The sequence below is a fragment of the Nocardioides sp. CCNWLW216 genome (genome assembly GCF_037120545.1).
GTDB lineage: Bacteria > Actinomycetota > Actinomycetes > Propionibacteriales > Nocardioidaceae > Nocardioides > Nocardioides lianchengensis.
Genome location: NZ_JBBBBJ010000013.1, coordinates 128,547 through 145,351, shown reverse-complemented (window position 1 = coordinate 145,351; position 16,805 = coordinate 128,547). Strand labels below are relative to the sequence as shown.

The 16,805-nt window shown below is 74.3% G+C and carries 19 protein-coding genes; 12 read left to right on the top strand and 7 right to left on the bottom strand.

All coding sequences use genetic code 11. From position 1 onward, the window contains the following. Window positions 1–21: 21 nt before the first annotated feature. Window positions 22–759, bottom strand: coding sequence for an IclR family transcriptional regulator (locus V7S47_RS23315; protein WP_336563816.1), 738 nt, complete (start codon window positions 757–759; stop codon window positions 22–24). 103 nt (window positions 760–862) lie between these two features. On the opposite strand from V7S47_RS23315, the gene V7S47_RS23310 reads away from it, so the two are divergent. Together V7S47_RS23310 and V7S47_RS23305 are read left to right on the top strand one after the other, a co-directional pair. Beyond that, entirely contained in the window at window positions 863–1,618 is a 756-nt protein-coding gene (locus V7S47_RS23310) for a CoA transferase subunit A (protein WP_090854538.1), read from the top strand. Next, window positions 1,618–2,256: a 3-oxoacid CoA-transferase subunit B gene (locus V7S47_RS23305; protein ID WP_336563815.1), complete on the top strand. Its 639-nt coding sequence runs from the start codon at window positions 1,618–1,620 to the stop codon at window positions 2,254–2,256. The genes V7S47_RS23310 and V7S47_RS23305 overlap by 1 nt, the downstream gene beginning before the upstream one ends. Before the next feature lie 217 nt (window positions 2,257–2,473). Here the strand turns inward: V7S47_RS23305 and V7S47_RS23300 are convergent, their stop codons facing one another. Beyond that, window positions 2,474–2,809 carry a TfoX/Sxy family protein gene (locus V7S47_RS23300; RefSeq protein WP_336563814.1) on the bottom strand — a complete coding sequence of 112 codons (336 nt, stop codon included), beginning with the start codon at window positions 2,807–2,809 and terminating at the stop codon, window positions 2,474–2,476. A gap of 62 nt (window positions 2,810–2,871) precedes the next feature. On the opposite strand from V7S47_RS23300, the gene V7S47_RS23295 reads away from it, so the two are divergent. Genes V7S47_RS23295 through V7S47_RS23285 form a run of 3 tightly spaced genes read left to right on the top strand, consistent with a single transcriptional unit; the run spans window position 2,872 to window position 4,994 of the window. Next, a complete protein-coding gene (locus V7S47_RS23295; RefSeq protein WP_336563813.1) occupies window positions 2,872–3,612 on the top strand; it encodes an SDR family oxidoreductase in 741 nt (246 codons plus the stop codon). Next, complete coding sequence (gene sigJ / locus V7S47_RS23290) at window positions 3,609–4,487, top strand: RNA polymerase sigma factor SigJ (protein ID WP_336563812.1); 879 nt, start codon at window positions 3,609–3,611, stop codon at window positions 4,485–4,487. Before V7S47_RS23295 ends, sigJ begins: the two co-directional genes overlap by 4 nt. A gap of 30 nt (window positions 4,488–4,517) precedes the next feature. After that, window positions 4,518–4,994: a DUF3060 domain-containing protein gene (locus tag V7S47_RS23285; RefSeq protein ID WP_336563811.1), complete on the top strand. Its 477-nt coding sequence runs from the start codon at window positions 4,518–4,520 to the stop codon at window positions 4,992–4,994. Window positions 4,995–5,129: 135 nt separating this feature from the next. Here V7S47_RS23285 and V7S47_RS23280 read toward each other — a convergent pair whose 3' ends face one another. After that, window positions 5,130–6,473, bottom strand: coding sequence for an MFS transporter (locus tag V7S47_RS23280; protein WP_336563810.1), 1,344 nt, complete (start codon window positions 6,471–6,473; stop codon window positions 5,130–5,132). Window positions 6,474–6,535: 62 nt separating this feature from the next. Between V7S47_RS23280 and V7S47_RS23275 the strand changes: the two genes are divergently transcribed. The 3 genes from V7S47_RS23275 to V7S47_RS23265 are packed head-to-tail and all read left to right on the top strand — an operon-like array spanning window position 6,536 to window position 9,172. Further along, complete coding sequence (locus tag V7S47_RS23275) at window positions 6,536–7,216, top strand: VOC family protein (RefSeq protein ID WP_336563809.1); 681 nt, start codon at window positions 6,536–6,538, stop codon at window positions 7,214–7,216. 22 nt (window positions 7,217–7,238) lie between these two features. Continuing rightward, complete coding sequence (locus tag V7S47_RS23270; RefSeq protein ID WP_336563808.1) at window positions 7,239–8,525, top strand: Nramp family divalent metal transporter; 1,287 nt, start codon at window positions 7,239–7,241, stop codon at window positions 8,523–8,525. Between the two features lie 53 nt (window positions 8,526–8,578). Further along, a complete protein-coding gene (locus V7S47_RS23265; RefSeq protein WP_336563807.1) occupies window positions 8,579–9,172 on the top strand; it encodes a YdeI/OmpD-associated family protein in 594 nt (197 codons plus the stop codon). Here the strand turns inward: V7S47_RS23265 and V7S47_RS23260 are convergent. The 4 genes from V7S47_RS23260 to V7S47_RS23245 form a co-directional block, all read right to left on the bottom strand. After that, entirely contained in the window at window positions 9,169–11,568 is a 2,400-nt protein-coding gene (locus V7S47_RS23260) for an ABC transporter permease (RefSeq protein WP_336563806.1), read from the bottom strand. The two genes, V7S47_RS23265 and V7S47_RS23260, sit on opposite strands and share 4 nt — an antisense overlap. Beyond that, window positions 11,565–12,314, bottom strand: a complete 750-nt coding sequence (locus tag V7S47_RS23255) for an ABC transporter ATP-binding protein (protein WP_090854091.1) — start codon at window positions 12,312–12,314, stop codon at window positions 11,565–11,567. Before V7S47_RS23255 ends, V7S47_RS23260 begins: the two co-directional genes overlap by 4 nt. A gap of 163 nt (window positions 12,315–12,477) precedes the next feature. Continuing rightward, window positions 12,478–13,149 (bottom strand): response regulator transcription factor, encoded by a 672-nt coding sequence (locus V7S47_RS23250; protein WP_336563805.1) that lies wholly within the window; start codon window positions 13,147–13,149, stop codon window positions 12,478–12,480. A gap of 8 nt (window positions 13,150–13,157) precedes the next feature. Further along, complete coding sequence (locus V7S47_RS23245; protein WP_336563803.1) at window positions 13,158–14,306, bottom strand: sensor histidine kinase; 1,149 nt, start codon at window positions 14,304–14,306, stop codon at window positions 13,158–13,160. 72 nt (window positions 14,307–14,378) lie between these two features. Here V7S47_RS23245 and V7S47_RS23240 point away from each other — a divergent pair, with 72 nt between their 5' ends. The 4 genes from V7S47_RS23240 to V7S47_RS23225 are packed head-to-tail and all read left to right on the top strand — an operon-like array spanning window position 14,379 to window position 16,681. After that, window positions 14,379–14,537 (top strand): DUF4177 domain-containing protein, encoded by a 159-nt coding sequence (locus V7S47_RS23240; protein WP_090854082.1) that lies wholly within the window; start codon window positions 14,379–14,381, stop codon window positions 14,535–14,537. A 1-nt stretch (window position 14,538) separates the two neighbouring features. After that, window positions 14,539–14,997: a RidA family protein gene (locus V7S47_RS23235; RefSeq protein WP_336563802.1), complete on the top strand. Its 459-nt coding sequence runs from the start codon at window positions 14,539–14,541 to the stop codon at window positions 14,995–14,997. A gap of 2 nt (window positions 14,998–14,999) precedes the next feature. Further along, a complete protein-coding gene (locus V7S47_RS23230) occupies window positions 15,000–15,866 on the top strand; it encodes an NUDIX hydrolase (protein ID WP_336563801.1) in 867 nt (288 codons plus the stop codon). Continuing rightward, window positions 15,863–16,681, top strand: coding sequence for an MBL fold metallo-hydrolase (locus V7S47_RS23225; protein WP_336563800.1), 819 nt, complete (start codon window positions 15,863–15,865; stop codon window positions 16,679–16,681). Before V7S47_RS23230 ends, V7S47_RS23225 begins: the two co-directional genes overlap by 4 nt. Window positions 16,682–16,805: the final 124 nt, after the last annotated feature.

Sequence of the window (16,805 nt, the reverse complement as noted above, 5' to 3'; positions counted from 1 at the left end):
TTAGCCAGATCGGCCTCGCCGCTAACGCTTCGCGAGTGTCCGGGTCAGCTCGTGGGCCTCGCGCAGCAGCAGGGCGCCGAGCTCGGGACGGCGGTCGTCGGCGAACCGGTGGGCGACGCCCGTGAGGCTGAGCGCCCAGCGCGGCCGGCCCTCGGCGTCGAAGACCGCGGCCCCCAGGCCCCAGCTGCCCTCGACGACCAGGCCGGGGTTGACGGCGTACCCGGTCTCCCGGGTGCGCTCGACGTGCTCCCGCGCGGCGGCGGGGTCCAGGTCGGCGCGCTGGAGGTAGGCGTCCACCTCGCGGTCGGGCAGGTGGGCGAGGAGCACCATGCCCGCCGACGCGACACCCAGCGGGAAGCGGACCCCCTCGCTGAGCACGTGGCTGCGGATGGGGAAGCTGCCGTCCTCGCGGACCAGGCAGATGGTCTCGTCGCCGCGGCGGGCCGAGAAGAAGGCGCTCTCGCCGGTGGTCCGGGCGAGGCGGCGCACGACCGGTTGCGCGAGCGCGGTGACGTCGTACCGCGGGGCGGCGGCGACGCCCAGGAAGTAGAGCTCGGGGCCGAGCAGCCAGCGTCCGGAGCCGGGGTCGCGGTCGACCAGTCCCTCGGACTGCAGGGAGACGAGCAAGCGGTGGGTGGTGGGACGGGCGAGGCCCGCGGCGCGCGCGGCCGCCGACGTGGTGGTCCCGGTCGGCTCCTGGGCCGCGACCGCGCGGAGGACCGCGCCGGCCCGGCCGAGGACGTCGGTCGGTGCGTTCACCCAGTGGACGCTAGCTCAGTCCCGGGTCCACTCGCCGACTGATCCACGTCTGCTGGGTGGGCGTTCGTTGACGAGCCGCCCGGGCCTGGCTGTGATGGGGGGCATGGACAAGGTGGTGGACTCGGCCGCGGAGGCCGTGGCGGACATCCCCGACGGCGCGACGATCTCGGTCGGCGGCTTCGGGCTGTGCGGGATCCCGTCGGTGCTGATCGCGGCGCTGCTGGAGGCCGGGACGACCGACCTGGAGGCGGTGTCGAACAACGCCGGCGTCGACGGCTGGGGGCTCGGGCTGCTGCTCGGTGCGGGCCGGCTGCGGCGGATGGTGGCCTCGTACGTCGGGGAGAACAAGGAGTTCGCGCGGCAGTACCTCGCCGGTGAGCTCGAGGTGGAGCTGACCCCGCAGGGGACGCTGGCGGAGCGGATGCGCGCCGGCGGGTCCGGGATCCCGGCGTTCTTCACCGCCACCGGCGTGGGGACGCAGGTCGCCGACGGCGGCCTGCCGTGGCGCTACGACGCCGCCGGCAACGTGGTCGTGGCGAGTCCGGCCAAGCAGACGCAGGAGTTCGACGGGCGCGAGTACGTCCTCGAGCACGCGATCGTGGCCGACTACGGACTGGTCCGGGCCTGGCGCGGCGACCGGCACGGCAACCTGGTCTTCCGCGACTCCGCGCGCAACTTCAACCCGCTGGCCGCGATGTGCGGGCGGGTGACGGTGGCGGAGGTCGAGGAGCTGGTCGAGCCGGGTGAGCTGGACCCCAACCAGGTGCACACGCCGGGGGTGTTCGTGCACCGGGTGGTGGCGCTGACCCCGGAGCAGGCCGCGGACAAGCGGATCGAGAAGAGGACGGTGCGTTCCTGATGGCGTGGTCGCGCGAGGAGATGGCCGCCCGGGCGGCGAGCGAGCTGGCGGACGGGTCGTACGTCAACCTCGGCATCGGGCTGCCGACGCTCGTGCCGAACTACGTCGAGGACGGCGTCGAGCTGGTGCTGCAGTCGGAGAACGGGGTGCTCGGGACGGGTGCCTACCCGCTGGCGGGCGAGGAGGATCCGGATCTGATCAACGCGGGCAAGGAGACGGTGACGCTGCGGCCGGGGGCGTCGATCTTCGACTCGGCGACCTCGTTCGGGATGATCCGCGGCGGCAAGATCGACGCGGCGATCCTCGGGGCGATGCAGGTCTCGGCCGCGGGCGACATCGCGAACTGGATGATCCCCGGGAAGATGGTCAAGGGGATGGGCGGCGCGATGGACCTGGTCCACGGCGCGAAGCGGGTGATCGTGCTGATGGAGCACGTCGCCAGGGACGGCTCCTACAAGATCGTCGAGGAGTGCTCGCTGCCCTACACCGGGCGCGGGGTCGTGCAGCGGATCATCACCGACCTGGGCGTGATCGACGTCGAGCCCGCGTCACAGGGGGGTGGGCTGCGGCTCGTCGAGCTGGCGCCGGGCGTCTCCGAGGACGAGATCCGCGAGAAGACGGAGCCCGTGCTGCGCTGACCGCGGGTGGTTGAGGAAGGACGAAGTCCCGTCTCGACGCCCGTCCTGGTGGTTGAGGAGGGACGAAGTCCCGTCTCGAGACCCGGCGAGCTCGGGGTAGGCGTCCGGGAGGCCGACTGTCGGCTCACCGGGTTTCGAGACGGTTGCTGCGCAACCTCCTCAACCACCGGAAAGCCGGGTCGCTGCGCGACCTCCTCAGGCATGGGTGAGCCGGTGGCTACGGCTTGGGTGGGAGGGCCTGCGCGGTGGCGACGCCGCGGGCGATCCAGGTGGCCAGGTCGTCGTCGGCGGCGAGGGCGGGCGCGGCGACGTGCAGCCAGGTGCGGGACGACTGGGAGCCCATCACCATCGGGCCGACGTGCTCCTGGGCGAGCAGCTCCTCCGACTCGGTGCCGTCGGTGCGCACCAGCAGCCCGCCCTCGTGGCTCGCGCAGACCGCGAGATGACCTCCGAGCAGGAACGCCAGCCCGCCGAACATCCGCTTCTCCTCGACCGGCCCGTGCTCGGCGACCAGGTCGCGGACGCGGGCGGCGAGCTGCTCGTCGTACGGCATGACGAGATTGTGTGTCACAGAGCGGGTGGCCGTCTCGTCCTCCTTCCATGAACACTCAGCACATGAGGATCGCGGTGGCCGGGGCGACCGGGACGGTCGGACGGTACGTCGTGCAGGCCGCCCGCGAGCGCGGGCACGAGGTGGTCGAGCTGGCGCGGGGCCGCGGGGTCGACCTGACCACCGGCGAGGGGCTGGCCGCGCGGCTCACCGGGGTCGACGCGGTCGTCGACGTCACGAGCGTGGCCACGCAGCGGCAGGAGCAGGCGGAGGCGTTCTTCGGGGGCGTCACCCGGAGCCTGCTCGCCGGCGAGCGGGCGGCGGGGGTCGGGCACCACGTCGCGCTGTCGATCGTCGGCATCGACGACGTCCCGTCGGGCTACTACCGCGGCAAGCAGCTCCAGGAACGGCTGGTCGTCGAGGCGCCGGTCGGCTGGAGCATCCTGCGGGCCACCCAGTTCCACGAGTTCGCCGAGCAGGCGCTCGGGTTCGTGCGGGTCGGGCCGTTCTCGCTGGTGCCGCGGATGCTCAGCCAGCCGGTCGCGGCCGTCGAGGTCGCCGGCGCTCTGGTCGACCTGGTCCAGGCCGGCCCGTCCGGGCGGGTCGCCGACCTCGCCGGTCCGGACCGGCTGGAGATGGTCGGCCTGGCCCGGCGCGTCTCGCGGGCCCGCGGGCTGGGACGGCGCGTGGTCGGCGTACGGCTCCCGGGTGCGGTGGGTCGCGGGATGCGCGACGGGTCGCTCTGCCCCGCGGGCGACGGCCCGCGCGGCACCATCACCTTCGACACGTGGGTGGCGGGGTCGTGAGCGACTGGGACCTCGCCCTCGTCGAGGAGTACGACGCCGCGCGCCCGCGGCTGGTCCGGGTCGCCTACGCGATCCTCGGCAGCCACGCCGAGGCCGAGGACGTGGTCGCCGACTGCTGGCTGCGGCTGGTCGAGGCGGACCGGCGCGACCCGGTCCGCGACGTCCTCGGCTGGGCGACCGTCGCGGTCTCCCGGGCGGCCCTCGACGTGCTCCGCTCCGCCCGCGTCCGTCGGGAGGCGTACGTCGGCCCGTGGCTGCCCGAGCCGGTGGTGACCGGTCCGGACCCGGCCGAGCGGGTGACCCTGGACGAGTCGGTCCGCTACGCGCTGCTCGTCGTCCTGGAGCAGCTCAGTCCCGCGGAGCGCACGGCCTGGGTGCTGCACGACCTGTTCGGGATGCCGTTCCCCGAGGTGGCCGACGCGGTGGGCCGGACCCCGGACGCCGTACGGCAGCTGGCCAGCCGGGCTCGGCGGCACGTCTCCGCCGGTACGCCGCGGCTCGACGTCGACCGCGGGGACCACGACCGGGTGGTCGCCGCCTTCGCCGCGGCGGCGGCCGGGGGCGACCTGGCCGCCCTGGTCAGCACGCTCGACCCCGGCGTGGTGCTGACCAGCGACGGCGGCGGGGTGGTGAGCGCCGCCCGGCGGCCGGTCCTCGGCCCGGACCGGGTCGCGCGGTTCCTGCTCGGCACCTTCGCGCGCGGCGAGAACGCCCGGGTCGAGGTGGTGCTCGTCAACGGGGCGACCGGCTTCGCCGTGGTCGACCCGTCCGGCCGGGTCGGCACCATCGCCTCGCTGACCGTCGACGGGGAGCGGGTGGTCCGGGTCGACCTCGTGCGCGCGCCCGACAAGCTGGCCGGGGTGGTGCTGGGTTAGGCACCGCTGCTCACGGGCAGGGAGACCTTCGTGAAGACCTTCCGCACCCTCGCCACCGCGGCCGCGCTGGCCGCCGCCACCCTCGTCTGGACCCCGTCGCCGGCCTCCGCCGCGACCACGGTCGACTGCTCCACCGGCCCGGTCACGCTCCGCGGCTCGGCCGAGACCTACACGCTGACCGGCGCCTGCTCGACGGTGACGATCAAGGGCAGCGGCCTGAAGGTCACCCTCGCCTCCGCCCGGCGGGTCACGCTCCGGGCCAGCAACACGATCGTGAGGGTCCGCGGCAACGCCGGCGTGGTCCGGGTCATCGGCTCCACGGCCAGGCTCCAGGTCGGCCGGGCCAAGAGCCTCTCCATCCGCGGTGCCGGCAACCAGGCCCGGCTGACCCGGGTCCCGCAGGTCACCGTCCGCGGCGCCAGCAACAAGGTCGTGGTGACCAAGGGCCGCACCCAGGTCAAGGTCGTCGGTGCCGGCAACAAGGTGCGGGTCAACCGCCGGGCCTGACCGCCGCGCGCCGCCCCTGACCGGCGCAATTGCGCTGGTTACGGGCCGGTAGGCGTGCTACTCGCCCGTAACCAGCGCAATTGCGCTGCTTGCGGGGTCGCGGCACCGCCCGACCTGGGCGTGACCCGGCGACACTCAGGTCCGGGTCCGGGTCGCGGCCAGCACGCCGAGCACGGCCAGGGCGGCGGCGAGGACGAACACCGGCAGGAACGGGTCGGCGCCGGAGCGCTCGGCGGTGGCGTAGACGATCCCGGACGCCGACAGCGCGAACGCGCCGCCGAGCGAGTCGGCGATCGACAGGGCCGAGGAGTTGAAGCCGCGGTCGGCGTCGGAGGAGGCGGCCAGCATCGCCACGCCGGTGCGCGGGTAGCCGAAGCCCATGCCCGCCCCGGCCACGACGTACGACGCCACCGCGAGCGCCGGGTGCAGGTGCGTCGCGACGACCAGGGCGAGGGCGGCGGTCCCGACCAGGACGAGCAGGGTGCCCGCCCCCATCGCGGTCGTGTCGGCGACCCGGTCGCCGAGCCGGCCCTGGAGCTGGCTGGACGCCGCCCACACCACGCCGACGACGGTCAGCGCGAGGCCGGCCCGGCCGGCGCTCAGCCCCCAGCTCTCCTGCAGCACGAAGACGATGTAGGCCTCGCCGCAGAAGAACGCGGCGCTGAGCAGGCCGCGGGTGGCGATCACGGCCGGGAGCCCGCGGGCCCCGCTCAGCGCACCCGCGGGGAGCAGTCGCCGCAGGGCGATCCCGACGACCACCAGGGCGACGCCGGCCAGCAGGAGCAGCGGCCCGCGCCGGGAGCCGAGCAGCTCGAGGACCAGGACGGCGACCGCGGCGGTCACCGCCCACTGCAGGCGGCGGACCGGGAACGGGGCGGCGGTGGGCGCGACGACGACGCGGCGCAGCGCGGGCAGGACCAGCGCGGCGGCCAGGGCGACCAAGACGACCACGCCCAGGAACACCCACCGCCAGCCGACCGTGTCGGCGACGAGCGCCGCGAGCGCGGGGCCGAAGAGCGACGGCAGCACCCAGGCGGCGGCGAAGGACGCGAACACCGACGGCTGCAGCGCGGCCGGGAAGACCAGGCCCACCGAGACGTAGAGGCACACGGTCAGCGCCCCGCCGCCGAGGCCCTGCAGCACCCGGCCGGCGACCAGGACCTCCATGCCGGGCGCGGAGCCGCAGACGACGAGCCCGAGCGAGAAGAGCACCAGCGCGACGGCCAGCGGCAGCATGGGCCCGCGCCGGTCGCTCCAGCCGCCCGCCGCCACCATCCCGACCACGCCGCTGGCCAGCGGCGCGGCGAACGACAGCGCGTAGAGCCCGACCCCGTCCAGCCGGTCGGCCACGCCCGGCATCACCGTCGTCACAGCGGTCGCCTCGAACGCCACCAGCGCGCAGAGCGCGAACATGCCCGCCGTCGTGGCGGCGTACGACGGGGACAGCAGCCGCGGGCGCGGTGGGGCGGTGACGATCACCCGGGGAACGCTAGGACTTGAAGCCGGGTTGAGGTCAACCGGATTCGAAGAGGATGGGGCGGGTGAGCCCCCTCGCCACGTTCAAGGACCTCTGCGTCGACGCGGTCGACCCGGCCCGGATGGGCCGGTTCTGGGCCGGCGCGCTCGACCTCGGCTACGCCGAGCGCGGGGACGGTCTGGTGCAGCTCACCGGCCGCACCCGGCACCACACCGTGTGGGTCAACCCGGTCCCGGAGCCGGTGACCGTCAAGCAGCGGGTGCACCTGGACCTGCACGTCGCGTCGGTCGACGACGTGCTCGCGCTAGGCGCCACGCCGTACGTCGTCGACCGGTTCCGCTGGCAGGTGCTGCGCGACCCCGAGGGCGGCGAGCTCTGCGTCTTCGAGCGCGACCGGCTGCCCGACGACCGGCTCTACGAGATCGGCGTCGACAGCGCCGACCCGGAGCGGATGGCCACGTGGTGGGCCGACGTCCTCGGCGCCCGGGTGGTGTCCGACGCGGACGACGAGGGCCCGTGGTGGACGGTCGAGGACATCGAGGGCGCCCCGTTCGAAGGACTGGTGTTCGTCGCGGTGCCGGAGCCCAAGACGGTCAAGAACCGGATCCACTGGGACGTCGACACCTCGTCGGTCGACGCGCTCGTCGCCGCCGGCGCGCGCGTCGTACGACGGCCGGACGCGGACGTCTCGTGGACGATCCTGGTCGACCCGGAGGGCAACGAGTTCTGCGCGTTCACCGACTGAGCGGAGTGGGCACCATCCCGAGATGACGGACACCGGCCAGCAGACCGACGCCCGCCCGCCGCGCTGGAAGGTGGTGGGGCCCGGCCTGGTGGTCGCGGCGACCGGCGTCGGCGCTGCCGACCTGGTCGCGACCCTCGTCGCCGGCGCGAAGTTCGGCTACACGCTGCTGTGGGTCGCCGTCCTCGGCGCCGTGATCAAGGTGGTGCTCGTCGAGGGCGCGGGCCGCTACTCGCTGGCCACCGGCCGCACCATCTTCGAGGGCTGGCGCAGCCTGGGTCGCTGGACGACCTGGTACTTCGCGCCGTACATCGTCGTCTGGGGCCTCGTGTACGGCGCCACCGCGATGTCGTCGTCGGCGCTGCCGCTGGTCGCGCTGTTCCCCGACCTCTCGCTGCGCTGGACCGCGATGGCGATCGGGCTGATCGGGCTGGCCCTGGTGTGGCTCGGGTCGTACGCCGCGTTCGAGAAGGTGATGGCCGCGCTGGTCGGGATCATGTTCGTCACGGTCGTCGGTGCGGCCCTGCTGGCCACGCCGAACCTCGGCGAGATCGTGCTCGGCCTGCGCCCGGTCTTCCCCGACGACTCGGTAGTCAACGTGCTCGCGATCGCCGGCGGCGTGGGCGGCACCATCACCCTCGCGGCCTACGGCTACTGGCTGCGCGAGAAGGGCTGGGCCACGCCGAGGTTCATGAGGGTGATGCGGATCGACAACGGCGTCGCCTACGCCGTCACCGGCGTCTTCGTCGTCTCGATGCTGATCCTGGGCGCCGAGCTCTACTACTCGGCCGGCATCGCCGCGCAGACCGGGGACCAGGCGCTGGTGCAGCTGTCCGACATCCTCGAGGACCGGTACGGCACGGTCTTCGGCAAGGTGTTCCTCATCGGCTTCTTCGCCTCGTCGTTCTCGTCCCTGATCGGCGTCTGGAGCGGCGTCAGCCTGATGTTCGCCGACTACGTCGGCAACCTGCGCGACCTGCCCTCCGGCCACCCCGACACCCGCACCGGCGGCCGCTACTTCCGCGCCTACATGCTCTGGCTGACCTTCCCGCCGATGCTGCTCCTGCTGCTCGACGAGCCGGTCGGGCTGATCCTGGCCTACGGCACCCTCGGCGCGCTGTTCATGCCGTTCCTCGCGATCACCCTGCTGGTGCTGCTGAACAAGCGGCGCGACGGCGCGCTGCCGCACTCCGAGGTGCCCGACCAGTGGCGCAACGGCTGGCTCTCCAACGGGTTCATGGTGCTCTGCGCGCTGCTGTTCCTCGCGCTGGCGGTCAACGAGATCCGGGAGACGATCTCGCCGTACGTCTGAGCCGACGCGTCCACCCTCGACCTGCGCCACCCAGGTGCGGTATGCCGTACGACGTGACTGATCTCGAGGAGCTGCTCGTCCCCGACGCCGCCGCGTGGCGGGCCTGGCTGGAGGAGCACCACGCCGACGTGCCGGGCGTGTGGCTGGTGCTGACCAAGAAGGGCGGCGACACCACCGCCCTGACCCGGGCGGACGCGCTCGACGAGGCGCTCTGCTTCGGCTGGATCGACGGGCAGGCCCGCAGCCGCGACGCGGCCACGTCGTACCAGCGGATGACGCCACGCACCGCCCGCAGCCGTTGGTCCCAGGTCAACGTCGGCCTGATCGGCCGGTTGGAGGCCGAGGGCCGGATGGCGCCCGCCGGCCGGGCGGCGGTCGAGGCGGCCCAGGCCGACGGACGGTGGGCGGCGGCGTACGCCCCACCGTCGACCGCCGTGGTCCCCGAGGACCTGCTGGCGGCGGTCGCGGCGAACCCCGAGGCCCAGGCGATGCTCGACGTGCTGACCAGCGCCAACCGCTTCGCGCTGATCCACCGGCTCGGCGCCGTCAAGCGGGCCGAGACCCGGGAGCGGAAGATCCGCGAGTTCGTCGAGATGCTGGCCCGGCACGAGACGTTCTACCCGCAGAAGGCCAAGCCCTCGTCCTAGTCCAGGGCCAGCCCCGCCGCGGGCACGATCCGGGCGGCCCGGCGCGCGGGCAGCACCCCGGCCAGCAGCCCAGCGACGCCGGAGACCAGCACGACGACCGCGAGCTGGCCCCACGGCAGCACCACCGAGACGTCCTCGACCGCGACGTCGACCATCGTGCGCACCGCGACCCAGGCGAAGAGCACGCCGATGAGCGTGCCCAGCACGGTGGCCACCACGGACAGCAGGACCGCCTCCGCGGCCAGCATCCGGCGCAGCTGGCGCCGGGTCAGCCCGAGCGCGCGCAGCAGCGCGTTCTCGCGAGCGCGCTCCAGCACGGACAAGCCGAGGGTGTTGCCGATGCCGATCAGGGCGATCACGACCGCGATGCCGAGCAGTGCGGCCACCGCGCCGGTGAGGATGTCGAGCTGCAGCTCCACCCAGTGGCGCTCGGCGTACCCGTCGGTGAGGTCCACCCCGGCGTTGGTGGCCAGGGCGCCGAGGTCGCCGGCGAGGTCCTCGGCGTCCGCGGCGTCGTCGGCCCGCACCCACACGGCGCGCGGCAGCGGGTCCGCCGTGAGCCGGGCGAGGGTCTCGGGTGCGACCAGCGCGGCCTCGCCCCAGCCCTCGGAGAGCGACACCTGGAGCCGCTCGGTCCGACCGTCGACGGTCACGGCCAGTCGCTCGGGCACGTTGCCGTCGGGCAGCAGGTCCCAGGGGACCACGATGGTCCCGGGCTCGGGGACGACCAGGCCGGTGTCGCGGACCACGCCGTCGACGCCGTCGGGGGCGATCACGGGGAGGGTGCCCAGACCGGCCGCCTCCGCGTCGATACCGTCCAGGGCGACCGCCTCGCTCACCCCGGCCGTGGACTGGACGTCGCCGAGCAGGCTCGCGGGCAGCGGACCCGTCGCGGAGGTGATCGCCAGGTCGACGGGGTGGTCGGTGTCGAGGTCGCCGGCGACGGCGGTCCGCGAGCTGGCCAGCCCGGTGAGCACCGCGGTGGTGAGCGTGACGCCGATCAGCAGCGAGGCCGTCGTCGCCGCCGTACGACGGGGGTTGCGCACGGCGTTGCCGGTCGCGAGCCGGGCCGTGGTCCCGCGGACCGGTGCACCGGCGGCCCGGACCAGCGCCGGGACGACGAGCGGGCCGAGCACCAGCACGCCGGTGAAGGAGACCATGCCGCCGGCGAGCATCGCCGGGACGGAGTCGGACGACATCGCGACGACGAGCAGGCCCGCGCCGAGGACGAGCGCCAGGACCCCGGAGGCGGTGCGGACCCGGCCGGCGGTGCTGCGGACGTCGACGCCGCTGTCCGGGCGCAGCGCGGCGAGCGGGCTGACCCGCACGACCTTGCGGGTCGGCAGCCAGGCGGCGACCACGGTGACCAGGAGACCGACCGCGAACGAGCCGGCGTACCAGGCCGGCGAGACCGCGGCGCTGCCCATCGTCCCCGTCGGCATCTGGGAGCGGGCGATCGCGACCAGGGCCCAGCCGAGGACCGTGCCGACGACCAGCCCGAGGCCCGACGCGGCGACGCCGAGGACCAGGGCCTCGACCCGCATGGCCCGCAGCAGCTGGCGCCGGGTGGTGCCGACGCAGCGCAGCAGGGCCAGGTCGCGGGTGCGCTGGGCGAAGAGGATCGTGAAGGTGTTGGCGATGACCAGCACGGAGACGAAGAGCGCGATCGCGGCGAAGACCAGCAGCAGGATCGCGATCACGTCGACCTCGCGGGTCAGCTCGGCCTGGCGCTCCTGCACGAACTCGGCGGCGGGCTGGACCGTCGCGCCGGTGCCGGCCGCGGCCTGCTCCGCGCCGGCGCCGAGGTAGGCGACGCTCTCGACGTAGAACGAGGACGACCAGCGCTCGAGGTCGGACCAGAAGAGGTAGACCGACCCTCCCGCGGACGCCGACGGGCTGTCGACGGTGCCGACCACCCTCGCCTCGAGGGCGCGGCTGCCCGCGCCGACCCGGATGGTGTCGCCGATCTCGAGGCCGTTGGTCTTGGCCGCGTTGACGTCGACGACGGCCTCGCCGGGTCCGCTGGGCCAGGTGCCCGCGCGGAGCTCCTGCCAGCGCAGCGCCGGATCGTCGGCGATCGGCGCGATGTCGGCGTCCTGGTCGGCGACCTTCCCGCCGGAGCTGACCGGCAGCGGGACGTAACCGAGCACGGCCGCGCTGTCCCCGGCCTCCGCGGCCCGTCGTACGACGGTGGCGGCGTCGTCGGTGCCGATGGCCGAGACGACGGAGTCGGCGTCCGCGTAGGGCAGGCCGACCCCGGCCACCAGGCCGTCCTTGGTGGCCGCGGAGAGCGCGCTGGTGACCACCACGAACGAGACGCCGATGACCACCGCGACCGCGGCGGCGACGTACCGCCGGGCGTGGGTGCGCAGCGAGGCGAGCAGCACGGTCCTCATCGCTCGCCCCGCAGGGTGGCGACCAGCTGGTCGGCGGTCGGGTCGACGAGATGGGCGCGGACCGCGCCGTCGGCGATGACGACCACGTCGTCGGCGTACGCCGCGGCGTCCAGCTCGTGGGTCACCATCACCACCGTCTGGCCCAGCTCGCGCACCGAGCGGCGCAGGAAGCCGAGCACCTCCGCGGACGACTCGCTGTCGAGGTTTCCGGTCGGCTCGTCGGCGAACACGATCGCCGGTCGGGCGATCAGCGCCCGAGCGATGGCCACCCGCTGCTGCTGGCCGCCCGAGAGCTCGCTCGGGCGGTGCCCGAGCCGGTCGGCGATGCCGAGGGTGTCGGTGAGCAGGTCGTAGCGCTCGCGGTCGGCCGGGCGGCCGGCGAGCTCCAGCGGCAGCAGGATGTTCTGGCCGGCGGTCAGCATCGGCAGCAGATTGAAGGACTGGAAGACGAAGCCGAGGTGCTCGCGGCGGAAGAGGGTCAGCTGGTCGTCGCTCATCGCCTCCAGGCGGCGGTCCGCGACCGTCACGCTGCCGCCGGTGGGCTGGTCGAGGCCGGCCAGGCAGTGCATCAGCGTCGACTTGCCCGACCCCGACGGGCCCATGATCGCCGTGAACCGGCCCGCGGGCAGGTCCAGGTCGACCCCGCGCAGGGCGTGCACCTGCGCGTCTCCGCGGCCGTAGGTGCGGGTCAGGCCGCGAGCGCTCGCGGCGGTGGTGGAGGTGGTCTCCGGCATGGTCTGCGTCATGGCCACGAGTCTTCGCGGATCGGGGCTCCGGGTCGTCAGGCTGCGGGTTGGTCCCGTCGTACGACTGGGGGATGACGGCAAGGGCGCCCCACGGGGGCGAACAGCTCCGGCCAGGGGGCTCAGCGGGCCTCGTCGCCGCTGTTCGCCCCCACCGAGCGCCCTGCTATCCGACCAGCCCCGCCTCGTAGGCCAGCACCACCAGCTGGACCCGGTCCCGCGAGCCGGTCTTGGCGAGCAGCCGGGACACGTGCGTCTTGACCGTGGCCTCGGCGACGACCAGGTGGGCGGCGAGCTCGGTGTTGGAGAGGCCGCGGCCGACCAGGACCAGCACCTCCCGCTCCCGCTCCGTGAGTACGGCGAGCCGCGGGTCGGGGCCGGTGGGGGCGGCCGACGGGGCGTCGGGGAGGGCCGCGGCGAAGTGCTCCAGCAGCCGCCGGGTGGTGCTGGGGGCGACGACGGCGTCGCCGGCGTGCACCGAGCGGATGGCGTTGAGCAGGTCGGGCGGGGCGGCGTCCTTCAGCAGGAACGCGGCAGCGCCGGCCTTGATGGCGGCGAAGGCGTACTCGTCGAGGTCGAAGGTGGTCAGCACGATCACCCGCGGCGCGTCCGGGCGGGCGGCCAGCAGGCGGGTGGCCTCGACGCCGTCCATGCGGGGCATCCGGACGTCCATCAGCACCACGTCGGCCGGGGTGACCCTGAGCTGCTCGAGGGCGTCGGCGCCGTCGCCGGCCTCGCCGACGACCTGCAGGTCGGGCTGGCTGTCGACGAGCATCGTGAACCCGGCGCGGACCATCTGCTGGTCGTCGACGAGGAAGACGCGGATCGGATCGCTCACAGGTCTCGTCACAGGGGCAGCCTCGCCGACACCCGGTAGCCGCCGCCCGGCCGGGGCCCGGCGGTCAGCGACCCGTCGTGGACGCCGACCCGCTCCCGCATGCCGACCAGGCCCAGCCCGCGGCCGTCGTCGTCGCTGGCCGCCCCGCGCCCGTCGTCCTCCACGAGCACCTCCAGCTCCCGGCCGACCGTGACGACGATGCGGGCGCGGACGCCCGGCCCCGCGTGCTTGCGGATGTTGGTCAGCGCCTCCTGGACGACCCGGTACGCCGTCAGCGCGACCCCGGCCGGCACGGTGGCGGCGACGGCCGGCTCGGGCAGCGTGGCCTCGACCTGCTCGCCGGCGGTCTGCGCCTCGGCGACCAGCACCGCGACGTCGTCGAGCCGCGGCTGCGGCCGGGTCCCGGTGTCGCCGGCACGGAGCAGGCCGAGCATCCGGCGCATCTCGGTGAGCGACTCGCGACCCGTCGCGGAGATCGTCTCCAGGGTGCGGGTCGCGATCGTGGGGTCGTGCTCGGCGGCGTACCGCGCCCCGTCGGCCTGGACGACGATCACCGACAGCCCGTGCGCGACCACGTCGTGCATCTCGCGGGCGATCCGCGCGCGCTCCTCGCCGGCCGCCAGCTCGACCTGCTGCTCGGCCTCGCGCCGGATCTGCTCGCCGCGCTCGACCAGGGTGGCGACGTACGCCGCCCGGGTGCGGCCGAGGGTGCCCAGCGCCCAGGCCGTCGCGACGATCGCGGAGACGAAGAAGACGTAGGAGACCAGCGCCTGCCAGCCGGTGGTGTCGAACTCGTTCAGCCAGTCGTACGACGCCACCACCGCGCCGCAGAACCCGACGACCAGGGCCGCCGCGGCGGGCGCGGCGCGCGAGAAGCGGGCGACCGAGTAGACGGCGACGGGGAACGCGACCTGCCCCCACACCGGCTGGTCGATCAGGACCGCCTGCAGCACGCTGGCCGCTGCGACGGTCGTGAAGACCGCGACCGGCCGGCTCCGTCGCAGGGCCAGCGGGGCGATCTGCAGCAGCGAGAGCCCGGCCTCGGCCGGACCGACGGCGACGCCCAGCAGCGGCACCGGCAGCAGCAGCCCGCCGACGAGGAGGAGGTCGAACCAGCGGTGCCAGCGCGGGTCGAGTCGCCAGGGCTGCCGGTCCACGCGAGCCACCGTAGACGCGAGGACCCGCGAGCGCGTCAGTCCACGGGATGATCCGCGAGTAGGGTCCTCGGCATGACCAAGTGGGAGTACCTCACCGCGCCGATCCTCACGCACGCGGCCAAGCAGATCCTCGACAACTTCGGCGCCGACGGGTGGGAGCTCGTCCAGATCGCGCCGGGCATGAACCCCGAGAACCTGGTGGGCTACTTCAAGCGCCCGCTGGCGGGCTGAGATGGCCACCCCGGAGGAGCGCCTGGCCGAGCTGGGCCTGAGCATCCCGGAGGTGCCCAAGCCGGTGGCGGCGTACGTCCCCGCCGTCCGCTCGGGCCACCAGGTCTTCACCTCCGGCCAGCTGCCGATGCGCTCGGGCGAGCTGATGGCGGTCGGCAAGGTCGGGGGCGAGGTCACGGCCGAGGAGGCCTACGACTGCGCCCAGCAGTGCGCCCTCAACGCCATCGCCGCCGTCAAGAGCATCGTCGGCGAGCTGTCCGAGGTGAAGCGGGTCGTCAAGGTCGTCGCGTTCGTCGCCTCGACCCCCGACTTCACCGGCCAGCCCGGCGTGGCCAACGGCGCCTCCGAGCTGCTCGGCAAGGTCTTCGGCGACGCCGGCATCCACGCCCGGTCCGCGGTCGGGGTCCCGGCCCTGCCGCTGGACGCCCCCGTCGAGGTGGAGATCCTGGTAGAAGTCTGAGGGTGCGCATCCCACTGCCGCCCGTCCCGCTGCCGGAGAAGATCGTCGCCGTCGCCCAGGAGTACGACGACGGCCGCAAGACCCCGGTCGACCCGCGCGACGCCGCGACCGTCGTCCTCATGCGCCCCTCCGCGGACGGGCCCGAGGTCTACTACATGCGCCGCCACGTGACGATGGACTTCGCCGGGGGCATGTGCGTCTACCCGGGCGGCGGCGTCGACCCGCGCGACTTCGACGCGACCGTCGGCTGGGCCGGCCCGTCGCCCGCGGAGTGGGCCGCCCGGCTGCACTGCGACGAGGAGACCGCCCGCGCCCTGGTGTGCGCGGCGGTGCGCGAGACCTTCGAGGAGTCCGGGGTCCTGCTCGCCGGGACCTCCGCGGACGCGGTCGTCGCCGACACGACCGGCGACGACTGGGAGGCCGACCGGGTCGCCCTGGAGTCGCGCGAGCTGGCCATGACCGACTTCCTCAACCGCCGCGGGCTGGTGCTGCGCACCGACCTCCTCGGCGTCTGGGACGCCTGGCTGACGCCGGTCTTCGAGCCGAAGCGCTACCGCACCTGGTTCTTCGTCGCGCTGCTGCCCGAGGGCCAGCGGACCCGCGACGTGTCGACCGAGTCGTCGTCGGTGGCCTGGATCCCCGCGCGGGTCGCCGCGGCCCAGGCCGACGCGGGCGAGCTCGCGCTGATGCCGCCGACGTACCTCACCAGCCTCGAGATCGGGACGTACGACGGCCCGGCCGCGGTCCTCGAGGTCGCCGCCGGCCGCAGCGTCGAGATGTTCACGCCCAGCGTCGAGCCGCTCGCCGAGGGCTGGACCCTGTCGATGCCCGACCGGCTGCGACCGCTGGTCGCGGAGCGCCGCGCGTGACCCCCTGGTCGGGCGGTGCGTTCCCGCCGCGCGCCGACTGCCTGCTCGCTCCCAACCCGGGGGTGATGACCCTCGACGGCACCAACACCTGGGTGCTGCGCGAGCCGTCGTCCGCGGGGCAGGCGCGCGCGGTCGTGGTCGATCCCGGTCCGATCGAGAACGGCCACCTCGACCGGCTGGTCGAGGAGACCGGCGAGGTCGGGCTGGTGCTTCTCACCCACCACCACTTCGACCACTCCGAGGTCGCGGCGGCGTTCGCCGAGGCCAAGGGCTGCGCGGTCCGGGCCCTCGACCCGGCGTACTGCCTCGGGGCGGAGCCGGTCGTCGACGGCGAGGAGCTCAACGTCGACGGCCTGCGGCTGCGGGTCGTGACGACCCCCGGCCACACGGCCGACTCGATCTCGCTGGTGCTGCCCGCGCAGAGGGCGCTGCTGTCCGGGGACATGGTCCTCGGCCGCGGTACGACGGTCGTCGCCCACCCCGACGGCCAGCTCGGCCCCTACTTCGACTCGATCGAGAAGATGCGCGCGCTGGTCGCCGCGGGCGAGGTCGAGGCCATCTGGCCGGCTCACGGCCCGGTGCTCGACGACGCCGGCGCCGTGCTCGACCACTACCTGGTGCACCGCCGCGAGCGGCTCGGCCAGGTCGAGGCCGCGCTGCGCGAGCTCGGCGAGCCGCTCACCCCCGAGCTCGCCGAGGACGAGACGCTCCCGCGCCGCGTGGTCGAGGTCGTGTACGCCGACGTCGACCAGGCGGTCTGGTTCGCCGCCGAGATGTCCGTCCGGGCCCAGCTCGCCTACCTCGCCGCTGGTTGAGGTGCTCCGGAGCGACGAAGGAGCGGAGGAGCCTCGAAACCTCCGCAGGCCGAGAGGCAGCCGGTGGTGCTGGCCGACTCTCGGCTCACCGGGTTTCGAGGCTCGTCGCTAGCGCTCCTCGCAC